Annotated in this window: 17 protein-coding genes; 13 read left to right on the plus strand and 4 right to left on the minus strand. The window is 68.7% G+C overall.

Going from position 1 to position 19,765, the window contains the following annotated elements; all coding sequences use genetic code 11:
- Nucleotides 1-1,163 (minus strand): carbon starvation protein A (locus IT371_06905; protein MCC6747370.1); only part of this gene is annotated, 1,163 nt, incomplete at its 3' end.
- A gap of 190 nt (nucleotides 1,164-1,353) precedes the next feature.
- Here IT371_06905 and IT371_06910 point away from each other — a divergent pair.
- The 3 genes from IT371_06910 to IT371_06920 are packed head-to-tail and all read left to right on the plus strand — an operon-like array spanning nucleotide 1,354 to nucleotide 5,441.
- Nucleotides 1,354-2,766, plus strand: a complete 1,413-nt coding sequence (locus IT371_06910) for an amino acid permease (protein ID MCC6747371.1) — start codon at nucleotides 1,354-1,356, stop codon at nucleotides 2,764-2,766.
- A 6-nt stretch (nucleotides 2,767-2,772) separates the two neighbouring features.
- A complete protein-coding gene (locus tag IT371_06915; GenBank protein MCC6747372.1) occupies nucleotides 2,773-4,686 on the plus strand; it encodes a potassium transporter Kup in 1,914 nt (637 codons plus the stop codon).
- Nucleotides 4,687-4,700: 14 nt separating this feature from the next.
- A complete protein-coding gene (locus tag IT371_06920) occupies nucleotides 4,701-5,441 on the plus strand; it encodes a hypothetical protein (protein ID MCC6747373.1) in 741 nt (246 codons plus the stop codon).
- Nucleotides 5,442-5,465: 24 nt separating this feature from the next.
- On the opposite strand, the gene IT371_06925 is transcribed toward IT371_06920, so the two are convergent.
- The gene (locus tag IT371_06925) at nucleotides 5,466-6,371 is read right to left on the minus strand and encodes an LD-carboxypeptidase (protein ID MCC6747374.1); all 906 of its coding nucleotides are present in this window, start codon (nucleotides 6,369-6,371) and stop codon (nucleotides 5,466-5,468) included.
- Here IT371_06925 and IT371_06930 point away from each other — a divergent pair.
- Genes IT371_06930 through mltG form a run of 3 tightly spaced genes read left to right on the plus strand, consistent with a single transcriptional unit; the run spans nucleotide 6,358 to nucleotide 8,565 of the window.
- The gene (locus IT371_06930) at nucleotides 6,358-7,014 is read left to right on the plus strand and encodes a DedA family protein (GenBank protein MCC6747375.1); all 657 of its coding nucleotides are present in this window, start codon (nucleotides 6,358-6,360) and stop codon (nucleotides 7,012-7,014) included. The genes IT371_06925 and IT371_06930 overlap by 14 nt on opposite strands.
- Nucleotides 7,015-7,045: 31 nt before the next feature.
- Entirely contained in the window at nucleotides 7,046-7,474 is a 429-nt protein-coding gene (gene ruvX / locus IT371_06935) for a Holliday junction resolvase RuvX (GenBank protein MCC6747376.1), read from the plus strand.
- Nucleotides 7,471-8,565, plus strand: a complete 1,095-nt coding sequence (mltG, locus tag IT371_06940; protein MCC6747377.1) for an endolytic transglycosylase MltG — start codon at nucleotides 7,471-7,473, stop codon at nucleotides 8,563-8,565. The genes ruvX and mltG overlap by 4 nt, the downstream gene beginning before the upstream one ends.
- A 66-nt stretch (nucleotides 8,566-8,631) precedes the next feature.
- Here mltG and IT371_06945 read toward each other — a convergent pair whose 3' ends face one another.
- Nucleotides 8,632-9,774: a hypothetical protein gene (locus IT371_06945; GenBank protein MCC6747378.1), complete on the minus strand. Its 1,143-nt coding sequence runs from the start codon at nucleotides 9,772-9,774 to the stop codon at nucleotides 8,632-8,634.
- 204 nt (nucleotides 9,775-9,978) lie between these two features.
- On the opposite strand from IT371_06945, the gene IT371_06950 reads away from it, so the two are divergent.
- From IT371_06950 to IT371_06965, 4 genes are read left to right on the plus strand one after another with little or no spacing between them, the layout of a single operon-like run.
- Nucleotides 9,979-12,045 (plus strand): serine protein kinase, encoded by a 2,067-nt coding sequence (locus IT371_06950; GenBank protein MCC6747379.1) that lies wholly within the window; start codon nucleotides 9,979-9,981, stop codon nucleotides 12,043-12,045.
- Nucleotides 12,042-13,151, plus strand: a complete 1,110-nt coding sequence (locus IT371_06955) for a DUF444 family protein (GenBank protein MCC6747380.1) — start codon at nucleotides 12,042-12,044, stop codon at nucleotides 13,149-13,151. The genes IT371_06950 and IT371_06955 overlap by 4 nt, the downstream gene beginning before the upstream one ends.
- Nucleotides 13,152-13,153: 2 nt before the next feature.
- Nucleotides 13,154-14,653 carry a SpoVR family protein gene (locus tag IT371_06960; GenBank protein ID MCC6747381.1) on the plus strand — a complete coding sequence of 500 codons (1,500 nt, stop codon included), beginning with the start codon at nucleotides 13,154-13,156 and terminating at the stop codon, nucleotides 14,651-14,653.
- A 42-nt stretch (nucleotides 14,654-14,695) separates the two neighbouring features.
- Nucleotides 14,696-15,559: a serine/threonine-protein phosphatase gene (locus IT371_06965; protein ID MCC6747382.1), complete on the plus strand. Its 864-nt coding sequence runs from the start codon at nucleotides 14,696-14,698 to the stop codon at nucleotides 15,557-15,559.
- Here the strand turns inward: IT371_06965 and IT371_06970 are convergent.
- Complete coding sequence (locus IT371_06970; protein MCC6747383.1) at nucleotides 15,476-16,912, minus strand: trypsin-like serine protease; 1,437 nt, start codon at nucleotides 16,910-16,912, stop codon at nucleotides 15,476-15,478. The genes IT371_06965 and IT371_06970 overlap by 84 nt on opposite strands.
- A gap of 234 nt (nucleotides 16,913-17,146) precedes the next feature.
- Here IT371_06970 and rfbC point away from each other — a divergent pair, with 234 nt between their 5' ends.
- The 3 genes from rfbC to rfbB are packed head-to-tail and all read left to right on the plus strand — an operon-like array spanning nucleotide 17,147 to nucleotide 19,763.
- Nucleotides 17,147-17,731, plus strand: coding sequence for a dTDP-4-dehydrorhamnose 3,5-epimerase (gene rfbC / locus IT371_06975; protein MCC6747384.1), 585 nt, complete (start codon nucleotides 17,147-17,149; stop codon nucleotides 17,729-17,731).
- Complete coding sequence (rfbA, locus tag IT371_06980) at nucleotides 17,728-18,603, plus strand: glucose-1-phosphate thymidylyltransferase RfbA (protein MCC6747385.1); 876 nt, start codon at nucleotides 17,728-17,730, stop codon at nucleotides 18,601-18,603. Before rfbC ends, rfbA begins: the two co-directional genes overlap by 4 nt.
- Entirely contained in the window at nucleotides 18,600-19,763 is a 1,164-nt protein-coding gene (gene rfbB, locus IT371_06985; GenBank protein ID MCC6747386.1) for a dTDP-glucose 4,6-dehydratase, read from the plus strand. Before rfbA ends, rfbB begins: the two co-directional genes overlap by 4 nt.
- The last annotated feature ends 2 nt before the right edge of the window (nucleotides 19,764-19,765 follow it).

The raw sequence follows: 19,765 nt of genomic DNA on the forward strand, positions 1-19,765 counted from the left end.
AGCTCCTCTCCGATCTGCTGGCTGAGCTCGGGGAGCTTCTCCGGCGTGAGGCCGAGCGCGGCGAACTTGTCCGCGGGGGTGTTGACGGCGAAGTAGTCGCCGGGGGCGAGCGAGCTGGCGGCGATGAGGGCCACGACGCCCACGATCCCCTCCATCAGCATCGCGCCGTAGCCGATCATCCGCGCGTGGCTCTCGCGGTCGATCATCTTCGGGGTGGTTCCGCTGCCGATGAGGCCGTGGAAGCCCGAGATCGCCCCGCACGCGATGGTGATGAAGACGAAGGGAAAGATCTTCCCCGGCACCACGGGGCCGCCCCCCGTGAATTGCGAGAGCGCGGGCATGCGCAGCTCGGGGTTCACCACCATGATGCCCACGATGAGCAAGCCGATGGTGCCGATCTTCATGTACGACGAGAGGTAGTCTCGCGGGCAGAGGAGCATCCAGACCGGCAGCACGCTGGCGATGAAGCCGTAGAAGGCGATGGTCAGGGTGAGCTGGTGCGGCGAGAGGAGAAACGCGGAGCCCGCCGAGGATTCGGCGACGGTCTTGCCGAAGACCACGGCCAAGAGGAGCGCCACCACCCCCAGGGCCGACGCCTCGCCGATCTTGCCCTTCCGGAAGCGGTACATGTAGAGGCCCATGAGCAGCGCGATCGGGATCGTCGCGCCGATCGTGAAGGTGCCCCAGGCGCTCTCGGCCAGCGTGTTCACCACCACCTTCGCCATGGCCGCGATGGCGATCATCACGATGAAGAGGATCGCGAAGCCCGCGACCCACCCCATCTCGCGCCCCACCTCCGCGCGCACGATCTCGGCGAGGGACTTGCCGTCGCGCCGCATCGAGGCGGTGAGAATCACGAAGTCGTGGACCGCCCCGCCGAGGACCACGCCGACGAGGATCCACAGGTAGCCGGGCAGGTAGCCGAACTGCGCCGCCAGGGTGGGGCCCACGAGCGGCCCCGCGCCGGTGATGGCCGCGAAGTGGTGCCCGAAGAGGACCCACTTGTTGGTCGGCACGTAGTTGTGGCCGTCGTTCAGCCGATGGGCCGGCGTGACGCGGCGGTCGTCGAGCGTGAGCACCTTCGCCGCGATGAAGGCTGCGTAGTAGCGGTAGGCGATCGCCACCACGCAGAGAGCGCCGATCATCAGGGGCAGGGCGTGCATCGCGCTCGGGTCCGCGGCAGTAGGCCGTCCTGCATACCGTTGCTCCGGGAAGCGTGTCAACGCGCTCGAGGGCTCCGGGCCACAAGGCCGGCGACGGGAGTGGATTGTGACGCGTGCTTCGGGCTAGAGTGGCCTCGGGCCTCGGGTCGTCATTCCTGGGCCGTGCACCGCGGGCCGACCTTGGGACGCCATGGACGCTGAGAAGAAAGACTCTCGCGGCGTAGAGCTGGTAGCCCGTCTCGGGCTCTACACGGCCTCCATGGTCGTCATCGGGTCGATGATCGGCTCGGGGATCTTCAAGAAGCCGGCCGTGATGGCGGCGCAGCTTCCCTCGCCCACGCTGCTCCTCCTCATCTGGCTCGCCGCGGGCCTCATCACCTGCTTCGGCGCGCTCTCGAACGCCGAGGTGTCGGGGATGATGCCCGAGGCGGGGGGCCAGTACGTCTACTTCCGCCGCATCTACAGCCCCTTCGTGGGCTACCTCTACGGCTGGGCCATCTTCGCCGTGATCCAGACCGGGTCCATCGCGTCCATCACCTACGTCTTTTCCGAGTACGCCGGCTACTTCGTGCCGCTGCCCCGCCTCTCGAAGGAGTGGGAGGAGGTCTCGGTGACCCTGCTCGGGGTCATCAAGATCACCCCCTTCGCGGATATCGGCGTGAAGCTGCTCACCGTCTGCGGCATCGCCCTGCTCACGGGGATCAACGTCGCGGCGGTGGTCGCCGGCGGCGCGGTGCAGAACGTCCTCACGACCGCCAAGCTCGTCGCCATCGGCGCGGTGATCCTGCTCTCGTTTTCCGCCGGGTCGGGGAGCTTCGGGCACCTCACCCCTCCCGCGGGGACACCTTCCGTCGGGGCGCTGGGGGCGGGCGGGCTGGTCAGCGCGATCGGCCTCGCGCTCTCCGGGGCGTTCTGGGCCTTCGACGGCTGGAACAACGTGACCTACATCGCCGGCGAGGTCCGAAACCCCAGCCGCACCGTGCCTCGTGCGCTCTTCCTCGGCACGCTGGTGGTGGCCTGCGTCTATCTGCTCACGAACCTGGCCTACCTCTACGTGCTGCCGCTCGACCGCATGTCGGGCTCCAAGCTCGTCGCCGCGGACGTGATGCGCGAGGCCATCGGCCCCGGCGGTGGGGCGTTCGTGTCGGCGCTCGTCCTGCTCTCGACCCTCGGGGCGGCCAACGGCGCGGTCCTGTCGAGCGCGCGGGTCTACTTCGCGATGGCCCGCGACGGCCTCTTTTTCGCCCCGCTCGGCCGGCTCCACCCGCGCTTCCGCACGCCCGCTATCTCGCTCGTCTGCCAGGGGACGTGGGCCTCGCTGCTCGTCTTCACCGGCACCTTCGATCAGCTCACGGACATGCTGATCTTCGTGAGCTGGATCTTCTACGCGCTCGGCGCGCTCGGCGTGATCGTGGCGCGCGTGCGCTTCCCCGACCTGCCGCGCCCCTACCGGGTCTGGGGCTATCCCGTCGTTCCGGTGGTCTTCGTGCTCCTCGCCGTGGTGTACGTCGTGGTCTCGCTGGTCGGCAACCCGCGAGACGCTCTCTTCGGCCTGCTCCTCGTGGCCGTGGGCCTGCCGCTCTACTGGTACTGGAAACGCTGAGCTGCCATGCAGCACGAAGCCGCACATACGCCGGAGATCAAGTCCACGCGCGACCTGCTCAAGGTGGCCCTGGGGGCGCTCGGCGTGGTTTACGGGGACATCGGGACCTCGCCGCTCTACGCGCTCAAGGAGTGCTTCAACGGCCCCCACGCCGTGACGCTCGACCCCGTGAATGTGCTCGGGGTGCTCTCGCTCGTCTTCTGGTCGCTCGTGCTGGTGGTGGTCGTGAAGTACCTCATCTTCGTGATGCGGGCCGACAACCACGGGGAGGGCGGCATCATGGCCCTGCTGGCCCTGCTCGCCGAGTCCCCCGAGGGGCGAAAACACGTCCGAGGCACGGCGGCGCTCGTGCTGCTGGCCCTCTTCGGCACGGCGCTGCTGCTCGCCGACGGCATGATCACGCCGGCGATCTCGGTGCTTTCGGCCGTCGAAGGGCTCGAGGTGGCGACCCCGGTCTTCAAGCCCTACGTGGTGCCCGTCACCGTGGCCATCCTGGTGCTGCTCTTCGTCTCGCAGAAGCGCGGCACGGCCGGGGTGGCGGCGGTCTTCGGCCCCGCCACGCTCCTCTGGTTCGTGACCATCGCCGCGCTCGGCCTGCCCTGGATCCTGCGCGCGCCAGGCATCCTCACCGCCGTGAATCCCATCAACGCGGTGCGCTTCTTCGTCCACAACGGGTGGCACGGCGCCGCGGTCCTCGGGTCCGTCGTGCTCTGCATCACCGGGGCGGAGGCGCTCTACGCCGACATGGGCCACTTCGGTCCGCGACCGATCCGCGTGGCGTGGTTCGTGGTCGTCTTTCCCGCCCTGCTGCTGAGCTACTTCGGCCAGGGCGCCCTGCTGCTCCTTCGGGGCGCCGACCCCGAGGTGGTGGCGCATCCCTTCTTCTCGCTCGCCCCGACGGCGCTGCACTACCCCGTGGTGGGGATCGCGACCATCGCCACGGTGATCGCCTCGCAAGCGCTCATCTCGGGAGCCTTCTCCATCGCGCAGCAGGCCATCCAGCTCGGCTACTCGCCGCGCCTGAACATCGTGCACACCTCCAGCCAGGCCCGCGGTCAGATCTACGTGCCGGAGGTGAACACGCTGCTGCTCGTGGCCTGTGTGGCGCTGGTCCTCAACTTCAAGAGTTCGTCCGCATTGGCCGCGGCGTACGGTATCTCGGTGATGGGGACGATGCTCATCACCACCATCCTGATGTTCGCCGTCGCGCATGGGGTGTGGCGCTGGCACGTCCTCGGCGCCGCGGGGCTCCTGGCGCTCTTTTTGGCCGTCGAGGTGCCCTTTCTCGGGGCGAACCTGACCAAGGTGGCGCACGGGGGCTGGTTCCCTCTCGTAGTGGGCCTGGGTCTGTTCGTGGTCATGACCACCTGGAAGCGCGGGCGCTCGTCTCTCGTGGAACACCTGCGCGCGTCCTTCGTCCCCGTGGAGAAGTTCATGGCGGAGCTTCCCTTGCAGGCGCCGCTGCGCGTGAAGGGGACCGCCGTGTTCATGACGGGAAATCGCGCGGTCATTCCCCCCGTGCTCCTGCATCACTTCAAGCACAACCGCGTGCTGCACGAGCAGGTGGTGCTCCTGAGCGTCGTGACGGCCGGCACCCCGCAGGTTCGCCGCGCGGACCGCGTGCAGATCACGGACCGTGGCGATGGCTTCTACGAGGTGGTGGCCACCTACGGCTTCATGCAGGTGCCGAACGTGCCAGAGATCCTCCGGCTGTGTCAGGCCAAGGGGCTCATCTGCGCGGCCAAGGAGACGAGCTATTACCTCGGCCGGGAGACGCTGCTGACCACGGGCAAGTCCGGGCTGTGGCGCTGGCGCAAGGCGCTCTTCGGCTTCCTGTCGCGGAACGCGCGGCCGGCGACGGCCTTCTTCGGGATCCCGCCGAGCCGGGTGGTGGAGCTCGGCACACAGATCGAGCTTTGACAGCGGGGTGAGCCATGCAGCTCGTACGGGTCGACGTGCTCTATCGTGGGATTCGCATTCTGGACGGGAGCGGCCTGCGCCTGGATGCGGAGCAGCGGGCCTTCCTCCCCACGGCGAGTCCGCTCCCCGTGGGGACGCGGCTCGAGCTGCGCCCCGGGACAGCCGGTGACGCGCCGGCGCGCACGGCCCGCGTGGGGGCCGTCGTGGAGCAGCCGCGGAAGGGACGCCTCGCGGAGGGAGAGCTCCCGGGCATGACCCTCCTCTTCGAGGAGGCGCTCTCGCCCTGGCGAGCGCTCGTCGAGGAGCTGGAGCCTTTTCCCGTCCCGGCGGCGTCTCCTCTGCCTCCTTCGGCGAGTTCCACGCCAGCCCCCGCGGAGCCCGCCGTCGCGACCGCGGCGCACACCTCCCTCACCGAGGTGGCCTCCCCTGAGGAGCTGGCGGAGCTCGACGAGCAGGCGGTGGCCACCGACTGGCAGCAGAGCAAGACCCTGCGCGGGCACGGCGCGCCGACGGTGGAGATGGCTCCGATTCCGGCGATCCTGGCTGCCGCCCACGCGAGCGACCCGGGCGAGGTGGAGATCTTCGAGGTCGAAGCCGACCTCCCCCCCGAGGAGAGCGAGGGTCCGGGGGTGGCCGAGGCCGGTGACGAGGAAGAGGGGGAGCCGGAGGGAGAGCGCGGCGCCGCCGGTGAGACGGAAGACGACCGGGCGCAGAAGAAGCGTCGCACGCGGTCGCGCCGCAAGAAGAAGAGGTAGCCGTAGCGGCGCCCCTGCGGAACGCTACGGAGGTCCGAGGACGCGCAGGGTCCCGTGTTCGGCGTCGAGCTCCGCCACGTACTCGAGAGGGAGCGCCTCGTTGTGTCGCCCGTGCCCCACGGGGGCGCCCGCGAGGACCGGGACCTCGAGCTCCCCGAGCCGCTCCTCGAGCACCCGCGCCGCGGAGAGGAGAGGTGACGACCCCCCGGCACGCTCGTCGCAGTCCGTGAACTCGCCGAGGAGGATGCCCGCCACCCCCGACAGGGCGCCTGCCAGCCGGAGCTGCGTCAGCATCCGGTCGAGGCGATAGGGCGCTTCGCCCACGTCCTCGAGCAGCAGGATCGCCCCGGTGAGGTCGGGGAAATACGGGGTGCCGAGCAGGTGCGAGAGCAGCGTCAGGTTGCCGCCGCGCAGGGGGCCGCGGGCCCGGCCCGGCCGGAGCGGCGTCAGCCCGCGCAGCTCGGGGAGGCGCTTCCCCTCGAGCAGCTCGAAGAGGTGCAGGACCTCAACCTCCGGAAGCCGCGGGAGCTGCGTCACCACCGGGCCGTGGACCGACGGGATCCCCGCGCGGCTCGCCCACGCGTGCAGGGCGGTCACGTCGGAGAAGCCCACGAGCGGTACGCGCCGCGCCGAGAGCGCGCGCGGATCGAGGCGCTGAAGGAGCCGCATCGCACCGTAGCCGCCGCGGGCGCAGAAGACCGCGTCCACCCGCTCGTCCTCGAGCGCCTGCTGGAGCGCCGCGCACCGGGCGGCGTCACCCCCGGCGAGGTAGGGGAGCTCGTCCCCCGGGGAGAAAGGGGGCTCGAACGCGTGGACGAGCCGGTAGCGAGCCGATAGGATGCGCAGGCCGTCGCGGTAGATGGTCGGGTCCACGGGGCCCGCGGGCGCCACGACCGCGACGCCCGCGCCGGGTGCCATGCTGAACGACATCGCCGAAGCCATAACAGGCTTCGTCTCGCACAACAACAACCCGCTCGGGCTCCTGCTGCTCGGGCTGTCGGCGCTCGTCGAGTACGTCTTCCCTCCCTTCCCCGGTGACACGGTGACGCTCTTCGGGGCCTTCCTGGTCGTGCGGCACGGCTGGAGCATGCCCTGGGTCTACGCGTCGGTGATGGTCGGCTCGGGGGTCGGCGCGCTCCTCGACTACGGCATCGGCGTGTGGATCTCGCGCCGCTACGTGGAGGGGCGCATCTTCAAGGGCGAGGCGGTGAGGCGACGCATCAATCAGGTGCTGCTCGCCTTCGAGCGCCACGGGGCGCTCTACATCGTGCTGAACCGGTTCCTCCCGGCCGCGCGCGCCGTGATCTTCATCGCCGCCGGCATGTCGCGCCTCAAGGTGGGCTGGGTCCTCTTCTACTCGCTCCTCAGCGCAGCGGCGTGGAACGCCCTCATCCTCGGCGCGGGCTACGCCGTCGGGGCGAACTGGGATCGCCTGAAGCTGCTCTTCCAGCGCTACGCGCTCATCGCCTGGGGGGCGCTCGGGGTGGGCGTCGCGGTCTTCCTCGTCCTCAGGTGGCGGGCGCGGCGGCGGGCGGCCCGGACGTCGGGCCCGACCGACGAGCCCCCACGTTGACAGGGCGGATCGCGGCTGGCAGATTTCGCGGGTGCGACACCTCGGTCTGGACGTCGGGACGAAGACCATCGGACTCGCCGTCTCCGACGAGGAGGGGCGCGTCGCGACGCCGCTTCGTACGCTCGCGCGCAAGGGGGGGGCGCACGACGTGGAGAGCGTCCGGCAGGCCTTCGCAGAGGTGCAGGCGGGGGCGCTGGTCCTCGGGCTTCCCCTCGGCCTCGACGGGCGCGAGGGGGCGGCGTCCAAGCGGGTGCGCGAGTTCGGCAGCTCGCTCGCGCGCTCCCTCGGCTGCCACGTCCACTACATAGACGAGCGTTTCACTACGGTGGCCGCGGAGCGCGTGCTCATCGACGCGGATCTGAGTCGCCGCCGCCGCAAGACCGTGATCGACCACGTGGCGGCCACCTTGCTGCTGCAGCTCTTCCTCGACCGGCAGGTCGCTCTGGGAGGCGCCGCGTGAGCGTGCGCGCCATGCGCCGGGCCTGGCTGGTGTTCGGCCTCACGGCGCTTCTGCTCGCCGTGGGAGCCTACGTGGCCTACCGGTACGCCCTGCGCTTCCAGGACCGACCGGCCGAGTCCCCCGGCCGGCGCGTGAAGTTCACCATCGGCAAGGGGCTCGCCTTCCCCGAGGTCGTGCGGATCCTGCAGGACCAGGGACTCGTCTCCTCTGCCGCGGCGTTCCGCTTCTACGCCAACTACAAGGGGCAGGCCTCGAAGATCCGACACGGGGACTACGAGCTCTCGACCTCCATCACGCCGCGCCAGCTCCTCTCGGTGCTCGTGACCGGCGTGGCGGCGCCGCAGGTCACGGTGCTCATCCCCGAGGGGAAGAACATGCTGGAGGTGGCGGAGCTCCTCGACCGCGCGCAGGTCGCGTCCAGGGAGGGGCTCCTCCGTCAGATGCGCGACCCGCAGCTCTTGCGGCGGCTCGGCATCAGCGGGGACACGATGGAGGGCTACCTCTTCCCCGACACCTACAAGATGAAGGCCCACTCTCCGCCGCGCGAGGTGCTGGAGAAGCTCTTCGCCCGCCACAAGAGGGTCTATTACCAGCTTTGCGCCGCCCACCCGGCGCAGCTCAAGGCGCTCCGCAAGCGGCTCGGCTGGGGCCAACGCGAGATCGTGATCATGGCCTCGATCGTGGAGAAAGAGACCGGCCAGGCGGGCGAGCGCCCCCTCATCGCGGGCGTCTTCCTGAACCGGCTCACGCTCCCCGGCTTCTCGCCGAAGCTCCTGCAGACCGATCCGACGATCGTCTACGGCTGCACGGTGCCCGACGAGAAGTCCGAGGCCTGTCGCAAGTTCGAGGGGCGGATCCGTCGCATCCACCTCGACGACAAGGAGAACGTCTACAACACCTACAAGCACCTCGGGCTGCCGCCGGGGCCGATCGCGAACCCCGGCCGTGCGGCGCTCGAGGCGGTCTTCGCGCCCAAGAAGTCCCGCTACCTCTACTTCGTCTCGAAGAACGACGGGACGCACCACTTCTCGGCCACGCGCTCGGAGCACGAGGCGGCGGTCAATCGGTACCAGCGGGGCGGGGGGGGCTGATGGGGGGGCTGACGGCGGGCGCGCGGCGACGTCCCGCGGGAGGGATCGCGGCCCAGCCGACCTGGTCTACGGCGGTGGGGGTGGGGTCGCTCCCTTGCACGTCGGGCGCGTCGACGCCGTGGCCGGCACGCACTTCTTCGTCGTCACCGAACAGGACTCCGAGAGGCACTGCGACGAGGCGGTGCAATCGGCGCCTTCGGCCTTCTTCGCCGCGCAGACGGCCTTGCCGGGGGTCGTGACGGCGTCGCAGTAGTGGCCCTCCACGCAGGTCTCGACCGAGCTGCCCGACTTGCATGCCTCGCCGACCTTCCGCTTCTCGACGCACAGGCCGTGGGTGGGGTCCGCGAGGGTGTCGCACCAGAGCCCCGTCAGGCAGTGCGAGTTGAGCGTGCAGGGGCCAGCCACGGGTCGCCGCATGGCGCACACGGGATTATCCGGCGTCGTGTCGCGGTCGCAGAAAAGGTCGACCACCTCGGGGTCGCAGCTCGTGTCGGCGCAGGGCTGGCCGTCCTTGGCGTAGGGCCGGCAGGTGGGGGCGCCCCCCGCCTTGGGGGTGGAGCAGCCGAGCCCCGTCTCGCAGTTGCTCGACACCTCGCAGGGGTCGCCGTCCTTCCCGAGCGCGCGGCAGAGCTTGAGGTCCGTATACGAGGCCAGGGTGCACGAGCTGCCGGGAGCGCACTCGAACTGGTTGTGGCAGATGCGGCCCTGCGGCGTCTTGCCCGAGAAGACCTGTTCGAGCAGGCAGGCCTTCGGCCCCGAGGTGTTCGGAAGCATCGTGCTCGTCACGGTCGGCGGGAAGTAGCGCATGTCGCAGACCATGTCGGCCCACGCCTTCGTGCACTTCTCGAGGCCCGCCGCGTTGACACCCAGCGCGCCTCTCCCGGCCGCCTCCTCCATCGCCGCGATGCCGGTTCGCTCGAGGAACTCGTAGTACTGCTTGCAGCCCGCGAGGTCGGTGAACCGCTTCTTGAACGCGACGTCGATCTCCGGCGCCCCGCAGCACTTGAAGACGTGGGCGCAGTAGGCCTCGATGCGTTTGAGGTACGCGCCCTTCGCCGCGGCGCGGGCCACCGGGTCGTCCGGCGCCTGTCCCGAGCCATCCCCCCGGTTCCCCCCGTCGCCGCCCGATTGGCCCTTGTCTCCGCAGGCGCTCGCACCGACGAGCGCCAGTCCCATGCCGATCCCTAGAGCGAGTCGCTTCGTTCGCATCACCGAGTCCTCCGACGGAGCGCCACGTTAGCAGCGTGCCGGTGGGCCTGTCCATGCAGGACGCGGCGTGCCCAGCCACGGTCACCCACCCCCGGGGGGCTCCTTGCTGCGCCCACGGCCGCCATGCTACCTTCGGTGCATTCTAAAAACGCGAAGTTTGCTGCCCACCGCCCGCGGCGTGGGGCCCGCGTCTTTGAAGGAGCGATGCGAATGGATGACCACGGCTCGCTGGTGCAGCAGATCGCCAGCCTCCAGGACTACAACGTCTACGCCGACCTGCACTGGGAGGGGACCTTCGACGACTACCTGAAGGTGGTGCGCGACAACCCGCAGGTGGCGCGTTCGGCCTTCCAGCGGCTCTACGACATGATCCTGTCGTACGGCCGCGAAGAGTACATGGACGCCAAGAAGAAGCTTGTCCGGTATCCGTTCTTCCGGGACGAGCACCACGGCGGGCGGGACGCCATCTACGGGCTCGATATTCCGCTGATGAAGCTCGTGAACATCCTGCGCAGCGCGGCCCACGGCTACGGCACGGAGAAGCGCGTGATCCTCCTGCACGGTCCGGTGGGGAGCAGCAAGTCCACCATCGCGCGGCTGCTCAAGCGCGGGACCGAGGAGTATTCGCGCACCCCCGACGGTGCCGTCTACACCTTCAGCTGGCACCTGACCGGAGACGCGGTGACCGACCCGGGCAAGGAGGAAGAGGTCTTTCCCTGTCCGATGCACGAGGAGCCGCTGAAGCTGATTCCGCTCGCGTGGCGCCCGCAGGCCATCAGCAGGATGGGCCTCAAGGAGTCGACCTACCCGGTTCACGTCGACGGCGATCTGTGTCCGGCCTGCCGCTACATCTTCAACAAGCTGCTCTCCCGCTACAAGGGCGACTTCTCCCGCGTGGTCAAGCACGTGAAGGTGCGACGCCTCGTGCTCTCCGAGCAGGATCGCGTCGGCATCGGCACCTTCCAGCCCAAGGACGAGAAGAACCAGGACTCGACCGAGCTCACGGGCGACATCAACTACCGCAAGATCGCCGAGTACGGCTCGGAGTCCGACCCGCGCGCGTTCAACTTCGACGGCGAGTTCAACATCGCCAACCGCGGGGTGATCGAGTTCATCGAGATCCTCAAGCTCGACGTGGCCTTCCTCTACGACCTCCTCGGCGCCACGCAGGAGCACAAGATCAAGCCCAAGAAGTTCGCCCAGACGGACATCGACGAGGTCATCCTCGGACACACCAACGAGGCCGAGTTCAAGAAGCTCCTGAACAACGAGTTCATGGAGGCCTTCCGGGACCGCACGATCAAGGTGGACATCCCCTACATCACGCGGCTCTCCGAGGAGGTGAAGATCTACCAGAAGGACTACAACCCCGACCGGATCAAGGGGAAGCACATCGCCCCGCACACGCTCGAGATGGGCGCGATGTGGGCCGTGCTGACGCGCCTCGAGGACCCGAAGAAGCACAACCTCACGCTGCTGCAGAAGCTGAAGCTCTACGACGGCAAGACGCTGCCCGGCTTCACCCAGGACAACATCAAGGAGCTGCGCAAGGAGGCCACGCGCGAGGGGATGGACGGCGTCTCGCCGCGCTACGTGCAGGACAAGATCTCGAACTCGCTCGTGAGCGAGAAGGGGGAGGGGTGCATCAACCCCTTCCTGGTGCTGAACGAGCTCGAGAGCGGCCTGCGCTCGCACAGCCTCATCAGCAGCGAGGAGCAGCGCAAGCGGTTCACCGAGCTCCTCGGCGTGGTCAAGCAAGAGTACGAAGACGTGGTGAAGAACGAGGTGCAGCGCGCGATCTCGGCCGATGAGGACGCGGTGGCCAAGCTCTGCGCGAACTACATCGACAACGTCAAGGCCTTCACCCAGAAGGAGAAGGTCAAGAACAAGTACACCGGCATGGACGAGGAGCCCGACGAGCGCCTGATGCGATCGATCGAGGAGAAGATCGACATCCCCGAGAGCCGCAAGGACGACTTCCGCCGGGAGATCATGAACTACATCGGAGCCCTCGCGATCGACGGCAAGACCTTCGACTACCGCACGAACGAGCGGCTGCACAAGGCGCTCGAGCTCAAGCTCTTCGAGGACCAGAAGGACTCGATCAAGCTCACCTCGCTCGTCTCCGCCGTGGTGGACAAGGACACCCAGGAGAAGATCGACGTGGTGAAGAACCGCATGATTCGCAACTACGGCTACTGCGAGATCTGCGCCACCGACGTGCTCAGCTTCGTGGCCTCGATCTTCGCGCGTGGTGACGTGAAGTCGTGAGCCAGAAGATCGACCAAGACCACAGCCGGTTCCGTCGGATCGTCCGCGGGAAGATCAAGCAGAACCTGCGCAAGTACATCACGAAGGGCGACCTCGTGGGGCGGCAGGGGAAGGACACGGTCCACATCCCCCTGCCGCAGATCGAGATCCCGCGCTTCCGCTTCGGCGCGAAGCAGTCGGGGGGCGTGGGGCAGGGGGACGGCGAGGTCGGGGACCCGCTGGGGCAGGGGGACCCCCAGCAGGGCTCGGGCAAGGCCGGGGACCAGGCCGGCGAGCACGGCGTCGAGGTGGAGGTCACCTTCGAGGAGCTCGCCGAGATCCTGGGCGAGGAGCTCGAGCTTCCGCGCATCGAGCCCCGGGGCAAAGAGGCGATCATCTCGCGCAAGGATCGGTACACGTCGATTCGCCGCACGGGTCCCGAGTCGCTCCGGCACTTCAAGCGCACCTTCAAGCGCGCCCTCCGCCGGCAGATCGCCATGGGGAACTACGACCCCAAGAATCCCGTGATCGTGCCCGTGCGGGACGACCTGCGCTTCCGCTCGTGGAAGACCAACCCGCTCCCCGAGACGAACGCCGTCATCATCTACATGATGGACGTCTCGGGGTCGATGGGGGACGAGCAGAAGGAGATCGTGCGCATCGAATCCTTCTGGATCGATACGTGGCTTCGCTCGCAATACGACGGCATCGAGGCCCGCTACCTGATCCACGATGCCACGGCGAAGGAAGTGGACCGGGACACCTTCTTCCGCACGCGCGAGAGCGGCGGCACGATGATCTCGAGCGTCTACAAGCTGTGCGCCCGAATGATCGAAGACGAGTACAGCCCGCTGGAGTGGAACATCTATCCCTTCCACTTCTCCGACGGTGACAACTGGTCGGTGGACGACACGGCGCTCTGCATCCGCATCCTGCGCGAACAGGTGCTGACGGCGGCCAACATGTTCTGCTACGGCCAGGTCGAGAGCCCCTACGGCAGCGGTCAGTTCATCAAGGACCTGCGAGAGCATTTCGACGAGGAGACGGACGGCGTGGTGACCTCGGAGATCTCCGGGCGCGAGGCCATCGTGGACTCGATCAAGACCTTCCTCGGGCGAGGTAAGTGAGCATGCCGCCGCTACCGGCCTATCTCTACGACATCCAGCGCGACATCGAGGGGTACGCGCGGGAGTATGGCCTCGACACCTTCGAGCAGATCTACGAGCTGCTCGACTACAAGACGATGAACGAGGTCGCGGCCTACGGGGGCTTCCCGACCCGCTACCCGCACTGGCGCTTCGGCATGGACTACGAGCGCCTCTCGAAGGGCTACGCGTACGGGCTGCAGAAGATCTACGAGATGGTCATCAACAACGACCCCTGCTACGCGTACCTGCTCGAGGGGAACAGCCTGGTCGAGCAGAAGCTGGTGATGGCCCACGTCTGCGCGCACAACGACTTCTTCAAGAACAACTATTACTTCTCCAAGACGAACCGGAAGATGATCGACGAGATGGCGAATCACTCGACGCGGGTGAGGCGCCACATGGAACGGTTCGGCGTGGAGCGCGTGGAGAGCTTCATCGACGTCTGTCTGTCGGTGGACAACCTGATCGACCCCATGTCGATGTTCATCCGGCGCGAGGCCGACAAGCGCCGCAAGGTGGAGGGGCAGGAGACCGTCGAGCCGGAGCAGCCGAAGGTCATCAAGCTCAAGGCCAAGTCGTACATGGACCGCTTCATCAACCCGCCCGAGGCGCTCGAGAAGCAGCTCCCCGAGCGGCCTCCCGAGCCGGAGCGTCCGCCCAAGATCCCGGCCCAGCCGCAGCGCGACGTGCTCCAGTTCCTGCTCGACTACGCTCCGCTCGAGCCGTGGCAGCGCGACGTGCTCGAGATCGTGCGCGAGGAGGCCTACTACTTCGCGCCGCAGGGGATGACCAAGATCATGAACGAGGGGTGGGCCACGTACTGGCACTCCCAGATCATGACGCGCAAGGTGCTGACCGCGGCGGAGATCATCGACTACGCCGACCAGGCGTCGTCGGTGCTTGCCGGCGGGCGCACGCTCAATCCCTACAAGATCGGGGTCGAGCTCTTCCGACACATCGAAGAGCGCTGGAACATGGGGCGCTTCGGCAAGGAGTGGGAGGAGTGCGACGACCTGGCGGCCAAGCGTGCGTGGGATCGCCAGCTCGGCCTCGGCAAGGAGAAGATCTTCCAGGTCCGGGCCATCTACAACGACGTGACCTTCATCGACGAGTTCTTCACCGAGGAGTTCTGCCGGGAACAGCTCTTCTACTCGTACGGCTGGAACGAGCGGAACACGCAGTGGGAGATCCAGAGCCGCGAGTACCGCGAGATCAAGCAGAAGCTCCTCGGGATGCTGACCAACTTCGGCAACCCCTTCGTCTTCGTCGAGGACGGTAACTTCGAGAACCGCGGCGAGCTGCTGATCCGCCACCGCCACGAGGGGACGGACCTCCGCATCGACTGGGCGCGAGACACGCTGAGCAACCTCTATCGGATCTGGCGGCGGCCGGTCTGCCTGCTCACGCAATTCGAGGAGACGGGCAAGCTCCTCCGCTTCGACGGGAAGGACCACACGGAGCGGACGGCGTCCAATGCCTGAGGCCCGGTGCGCTCGAAGGGCGCCGGGAGGTGGGGCGCGGCGATGAGGCTTTGCGTCTGGGGGCTCACCGACGTCGGGATGAAGCGAGACCACAACGAGGACGCGCTGCTCTTGCGTCCGGAGCTGGGGCTCTTCGCCGTGGCCGACGGCATGGGGGGCCACATGGGGGGCGACCAGGCCAGCCGCATGGCCGTGGAGGTTCTCGAGCGGGAGCTGCGCGCGTCGATGCCTGCCGACGAGCGGGGCTTCGGGGGCGGGGCGAGCGACGCGGTGGCGCAGGCGCTCTCCGCGGCCACGCAGAAGGCGGGCCAGGAGATCTACGACCGCGCGGCGGAGGACGCCGACCTGGCCGGAATGGGGACCACGCTCACGTCGCTCCTGATCCGTCGCGGGCGCGCCTACTTCGGACACGTCGGCGACAGCCGCGCCTACCTGCTGCGGGACAACCGCCTGGTGCAGGTCACGGTGGACCACTCCTGGATCGAAGAGCAGGTGCGCGCGGGGCTCATGACCCCGGCCGAGGCGCAGGAGAGCGCGCTCCGACACATCGTCACGCGCTCCGTGGGGTTCGAGCGGGAGGTGATGGTGGATCTGGAGGTGCTGCCCGTCCTGCCGGGCGACTGCTTTCTCCTCTGCTCCGACGGGCTGTCGAACTATCTCGACGCTGACGAGCTGCGCGAGCTGCTCAACCGCTGGTACTTCGCCGAGGTGCCGACGGTGCTGGTGGGGAAGGCCAACCAGGCCGGCGGAGACGACAACATCACCGTGGCGGTGGTCTACCTGGCGAACGACGGCGACGGGGCCGAGGACGGGCTGGCGGACCTAGCTGCGGCGGCGACGGAGCCGGCGGAACCCGAGCCCGAGCCCGAGGACGAGCCAACCGGCGAGATCTTGCGCCCCGGGTGACCCCGCCCCGTCAGCCACGGCGCACCCGCCGAAGAGCCGGCCAGCCGTGAGCCCTCCCGACTGGGCGCTCTGACCGGCCGGCGGCGCACTGCAGACGTGCTCGTCCCCCTTCGCGGTCGCAAGACACTCGGCCTGGCCGGGGCAGCCCGTCGCGGTGCCGGGGGTGCAGCGGTCGGTGCAGTACTTGCCGGCGGCCGCCGGGTCCTCGGCGCAGAGGCCGCTCTTGCACTCTCCGGGGTCCTTGCAGGTCGCTCCGTACTCGCCGGGCTTGGGCGGCTCCGCGGTCTTGGGGTCGGTCCCAGGCCCCGTCCCGGGCGTCGGCCCGGCGGCGAGCTCGAGAAGGATCGAGGCTTCGCCCTTGTTGCCCGCCGCGTCGTGGCCCACGACCTTCACGTTGTTGGCCCCCGCGCCGAGGCTCAGCTGGAATTCGAAGGGGCCGGCGTTCAGCGTCTGCTTCAAGCGATCGTTCAGATAGAGCTCCACCTTCGCCACGCCGACGTTGTCGGTGACCTCGGCCTTCACCGTCACGGTGGCCGAGGTGGCAGCTCCAGTGCCGGGCGAGAGGATGCTCACCTTCGGGGGCTGCGTGTCGGCCACAGGCGCCGCACCCCCCGTCACAACGTCGCCGCCGGCGGTCTGGCTGATCCAGTCGACATAGCGGTCTACCCGGGCGTCGTGGGCCTCGGTGCCGCAGGGGGCCTTCCCCCAGGAGGTGACGCCCACCTGAACCTCCTGGCCGTTGATCGTGGCGAAGGCGGGGCCCCCCGAGTCTCCGTAGCAGGTGTTGCCGACGGCGCCCGTCGAGCCGACAAACACGACCTCCGTCTCGGTGACGCTGGCGATCTTGTTTCTGGCCATGCGCTTCGTGCCCGCGCCCTCTCCCTGCTGCCCGGCGGGAGGCTCTGCAATCACGCCGAAGCCCACGAGCGTGAGCTCGAGCCCCACGGCAGGGGCCACCGCGCTGATGGCCGAGGGGGTGACTGGCGGCGCGCTGGCGAGGAGGACCACGGTGAGGTCCTTCTGCGGGGGGCTCGTCTTGCTGTTCTGGCTGAACTCCGGGTGCCGCACGACACTGGCGGCCGGGTAGCGCTGGCCACCCAGCTCCAGCACGTAGGCGGAAGCGGGAGCCCCGACGACGACGCAGTGGCCGGCCGTGAGGACGGTCTTCTTGCCCACCAGGGTGGCAGTGCAGATGCTCTGGGCGCCGATGCGGAGCAGGCCCACCGACGGGTGTCCGCCGTAGGTCTGGCCGTTCACGATCGGCGCCTCCCAGAGGCGCAGGCCGAGCTCGCTCGATCCCTCGCAGCCGAGGAGGGCGAAGCAGGAGAGGACCAGCCCGCGACGCAGCGTCATGGCGGCCGAATAGAGCAAGGGGCGCGCCGAGGGGTGCCCGGCGTGATTCCGCCAGCTTAGTCTGCTGGGCCTGGGGGAGCGGGCCCCGGAGTGTGGGCTCCGCACCACATGCCCCCGCTCGAGTGCGGGCCCCCTTCCGGGCTACCCGCTGCCGTTGAGTGCCCGGAAGCTGCTATTGTCCGGCGTCGCGGGGCCCAGGCCGGCCTCCGATTCCCGCGTAGCCCGGACCAGACGATGAAGCCGATCCCGACCGAGATCCCCGAGGTGCTGCTCGTGCCCACCCGGGTCTTTCACGACGAGCGCGGCTACTTCCTGGAGAGCTACGTGGCGGAGAGGTATCGCCGGGCCGGGATCGCCAGCTCCTTCGTGCAGGACAATTGCTCCCGCTCGCACGCCGGAGTGCTGCGGGGGCTCCACTTCCAGCGGGGCGCGGCGGCGCAGGACAAGCTGGTGCGCGTCACCCGTGGCCGCGTCTTCGACGTCGCAGTGGATCTTCGACGGGGCTCGCCGACCTTCAAGCGATGGGTCGGGGTCGTGCTGAGCGCCGACGAGGCAGCGAGCCTCTTCATCCCCGCGGGCTTCGCGCACGGCTTCTGCGCGCTCACCGAGGCGGACCTCGAGTACAAGTGTTCTGCGTACTATTCGCCCGCCGACGAACGCGGGGTCGCCTGGGACGATCCCGACCTCGGGATCGAGTGGCCCATCGAGCGCCCGGCGGTTTCGGCGCGCGATCGGGCATTGCCGCGGCTCGCGGAGCTGGCCGAGGGGGACCTCCCGTCCTCCGCCAGCCTGGGGCTTCCTACTGGAGGACACGCGTGAAGGGCATCATCCTCGCGGGCGGTTCGGGGACCCGTCTCTACCCGAGTACCTATGCGGTCTCCAAGCAGCTCCTGCCGGTCTACGACAAGCCGATGGTCTACTACCCGCTCTCCACCCTGATGATGGCGGGGGTGCGAGAGGTGCTGATCATCTCCACGCCTCGAGACCTGCCCTCGTATCGCGAGCTCCTGGGGGACGGGGAGCGCCTGGGCCTCGCGCTCTCCTACGTCGAACAGCCGCGGCCCGAGGGGCTGGCGCAGGGGCTGCTCCTCGGCGAGGCCTTCCTGGCCGGCTCCCCCGTGGCGCTGGCCCTCGGGGACAATCTCTTCTTTGGGCACGGCCTCGGTACGAGCCTGGCCGCGGCGGCGCGGGAGAACCAGGGCGCGACGATCTTCTGCTATCGGGTGCGAGACCCCGAGCGCTACGGCGTCGCCGAGCTGGATGCGAGCGGAAACGTCGTCGATCTCGAGGAGAAACCACGCGAGCCGAAGTCCAATCTGGCCGTGGTGGGGCTCTACTTCTACGACCAGCGCGCGGTCGAGGTGGCGCGCGGGCTCACGCCTTCGGCCCGAGGGGAGCTCGAGATCACTGACGTCAACCGATGGTACCTGCGCCAGGGGGCGCTGCGCGCGGTGGAGCTCGGCCGGGGAACGGCCTGGCTCGACACGGGGACGCACGAGGCGTTGCACCAGGCCGCCGCCTTCATCGAGACGGTCCAAAACCGCCAGGGGCTGATGGTCGCCTGCGTCGAGGAGGTGGCCTACCGCATGGGCTTCATCGACCTCGAACAGCTCGAGCGGCTGGCGCGCGCGTTCTCCGGCGGGAGCTACGGCGAGTACCTGCGGCAGCTTTGCAAGGCGAAGCCGCGATGACCGATCCCGGGGCCGAGAGCGATTCCACCGACGGTTTCGCCGCGAAGGGGGCAGCGGACGACGCGTGCGTGCTGGTCACGGGCGGCGCCGGCTTCATCGGTGGAAACCTCGTCCGCCTCCTCGTACGCGAGTGCGGGGTGCGCGTCGTCAACCTCGACAAACTCACCTACGCGGGCAATCTGGAGTCGCTGGCCGACCTGGAGGGGGAACCTCGCCACGCCTTCGTGCGCGGCGACGTGGCCGACGCGGAGCTCGTGCGGCACGTCTTCGACGAGTTTCGACCGCGGGCGGTGCTACACCTGGCCGCCGAATCGCACGTCGATCGATCCATCGACGCCCCCGGCGCCTTCATCGAGACCAACCTGCTCGGTACCTACACCCTGCTGGAGGCGGTGCGCCGGCACCTGGGGGGTGTGACCTCGGCGGAGGCGGAGCGCTTTCGCTTCGTGGGGGTCTCGACCGACGAGGTCTACGGGTCGCTCGGCGAGGAGGGGCGGTTTTCCGAGGAGACGCGGTACGACCCGAGCTCCCCCTATGCGGCTAGCAAGGCCGGGGCCGACCACCTCGTACGCGCCTATCAGCGGACCTACGGTCTTCCGGCGCTGGTCACGAACTGCTCCAACAACTACGGCCCGTATCAGTTTCCCGAAAAGCTCATTCCGCTGATCATCACCCGCGCCCTCTCCGGTGAGGCGCTGCCGGTCTATGGGCGGGGGCAGAACGTCCGCGACTGGATCTACGTGGAGGATCACTGCCGCGCGCTCTGGACGGTGCTCGAGCGGGGAGCCCCCGGACGCACTTACAACGTAGGGGGAGGCGAGGAGCGGCGGAACCTCGAGGTCGTGGAGACGATCTGCGCGCACCTGGACCGACTCGTTCCTCCGTCGAGCCGGGGGCTCGGAGTGGGGAGCTACGCCGAGCTCATCCGGTTCGTCACGGATCGTCCGGGGCACGACTTCCGCTACGCGATCGACGATGCGCGGCTGCGGGGCGAGCTCGGGTGGCGACCGCGAGAGACCTTCGCCACGGGGATCGAGAAGACGGTCCGGTGGTACCTGGACCACCCCGACTGGTGCGCCCACGTGACCTCGGGTGCCTATCGGGACTGGATCGACAAACACTATGCGCGTCGTGACCAGGCGCGCACCCCGCCCGGTTAGCG

This window comes from Deltaproteobacteria bacterium, from assembly GCA_020848905.1.
In the GTDB taxonomy this organism is placed as follows: domain Bacteria; phylum Myxococcota_A; class Polyangia.

Coding starts and splice junctions, on each gene's coding strand:
- IT371_06910 (MCC6747371.1), top strand. CDS start 1,354: ATGGACGCTGAGAAGAAAGACTCTCGCGGCGTAGAGCTGGTAGCCCGT.
- IT371_06970 (MCC6747383.1), bottom strand. CDS start 16,912: ATGACGCTGCGTCGCGGGCTGGTCCTCTCCTGCTTCGCCCTCCTCGGC.
- IT371_06925 (MCC6747374.1), bottom strand. CDS start 6,371: ATGTCGTTCAGCATGGCACCCGGCGCGGGCGTCGCGGTCGTGGCGCCC.
- IT371_06960 (MCC6747381.1), top strand. CDS start 13,154: ATGCCGCCGCTACCGGCCTATCTCTACGACATCCAGCGCGACATCGAG.
- IT371_06945 (MCC6747378.1), bottom strand. CDS start 9,774: ATGCGAACGAAGCGACTCGCTCTAGGGATCGGCATGGGACTGGCGCTC.
- rfbC (MCC6747384.1), top strand. CDS start 17,147: ATGAAGCCGATCCCGACCGAGATCCCCGAGGTGCTGCTCGTGCCCACC.
- IT371_06920 (MCC6747373.1), top strand. CDS start 4,701: ATGCAGCTCGTACGGGTCGACGTGCTCTATCGTGGGATTCGCATTCTG.
- rfbB (MCC6747386.1), top strand. CDS start 18,600: ATGACCGATCCCGGGGCCGAGAGCGATTCCACCGACGGTTTCGCCGCG.
- IT371_06950 (MCC6747379.1), top strand. CDS start 9,979: ATGCGAATGGATGACCACGGCTCGCTGGTGCAGCAGATCGCCAGCCTC.
- IT371_06915 (MCC6747372.1), top strand. CDS start 2,773: ATGCAGCACGAAGCCGCACATACGCCGGAGATCAAGTCCACGCGCGAC.
- IT371_06930 (MCC6747375.1), top strand. CDS start 6,358: ATGCTGAACGACATCGCCGAAGCCATAACAGGCTTCGTCTCGCACAAC.
- IT371_06965 (MCC6747382.1), top strand. CDS start 14,696: ATGAGGCTTTGCGTCTGGGGGCTCACCGACGTCGGGATGAAGCGAGAC.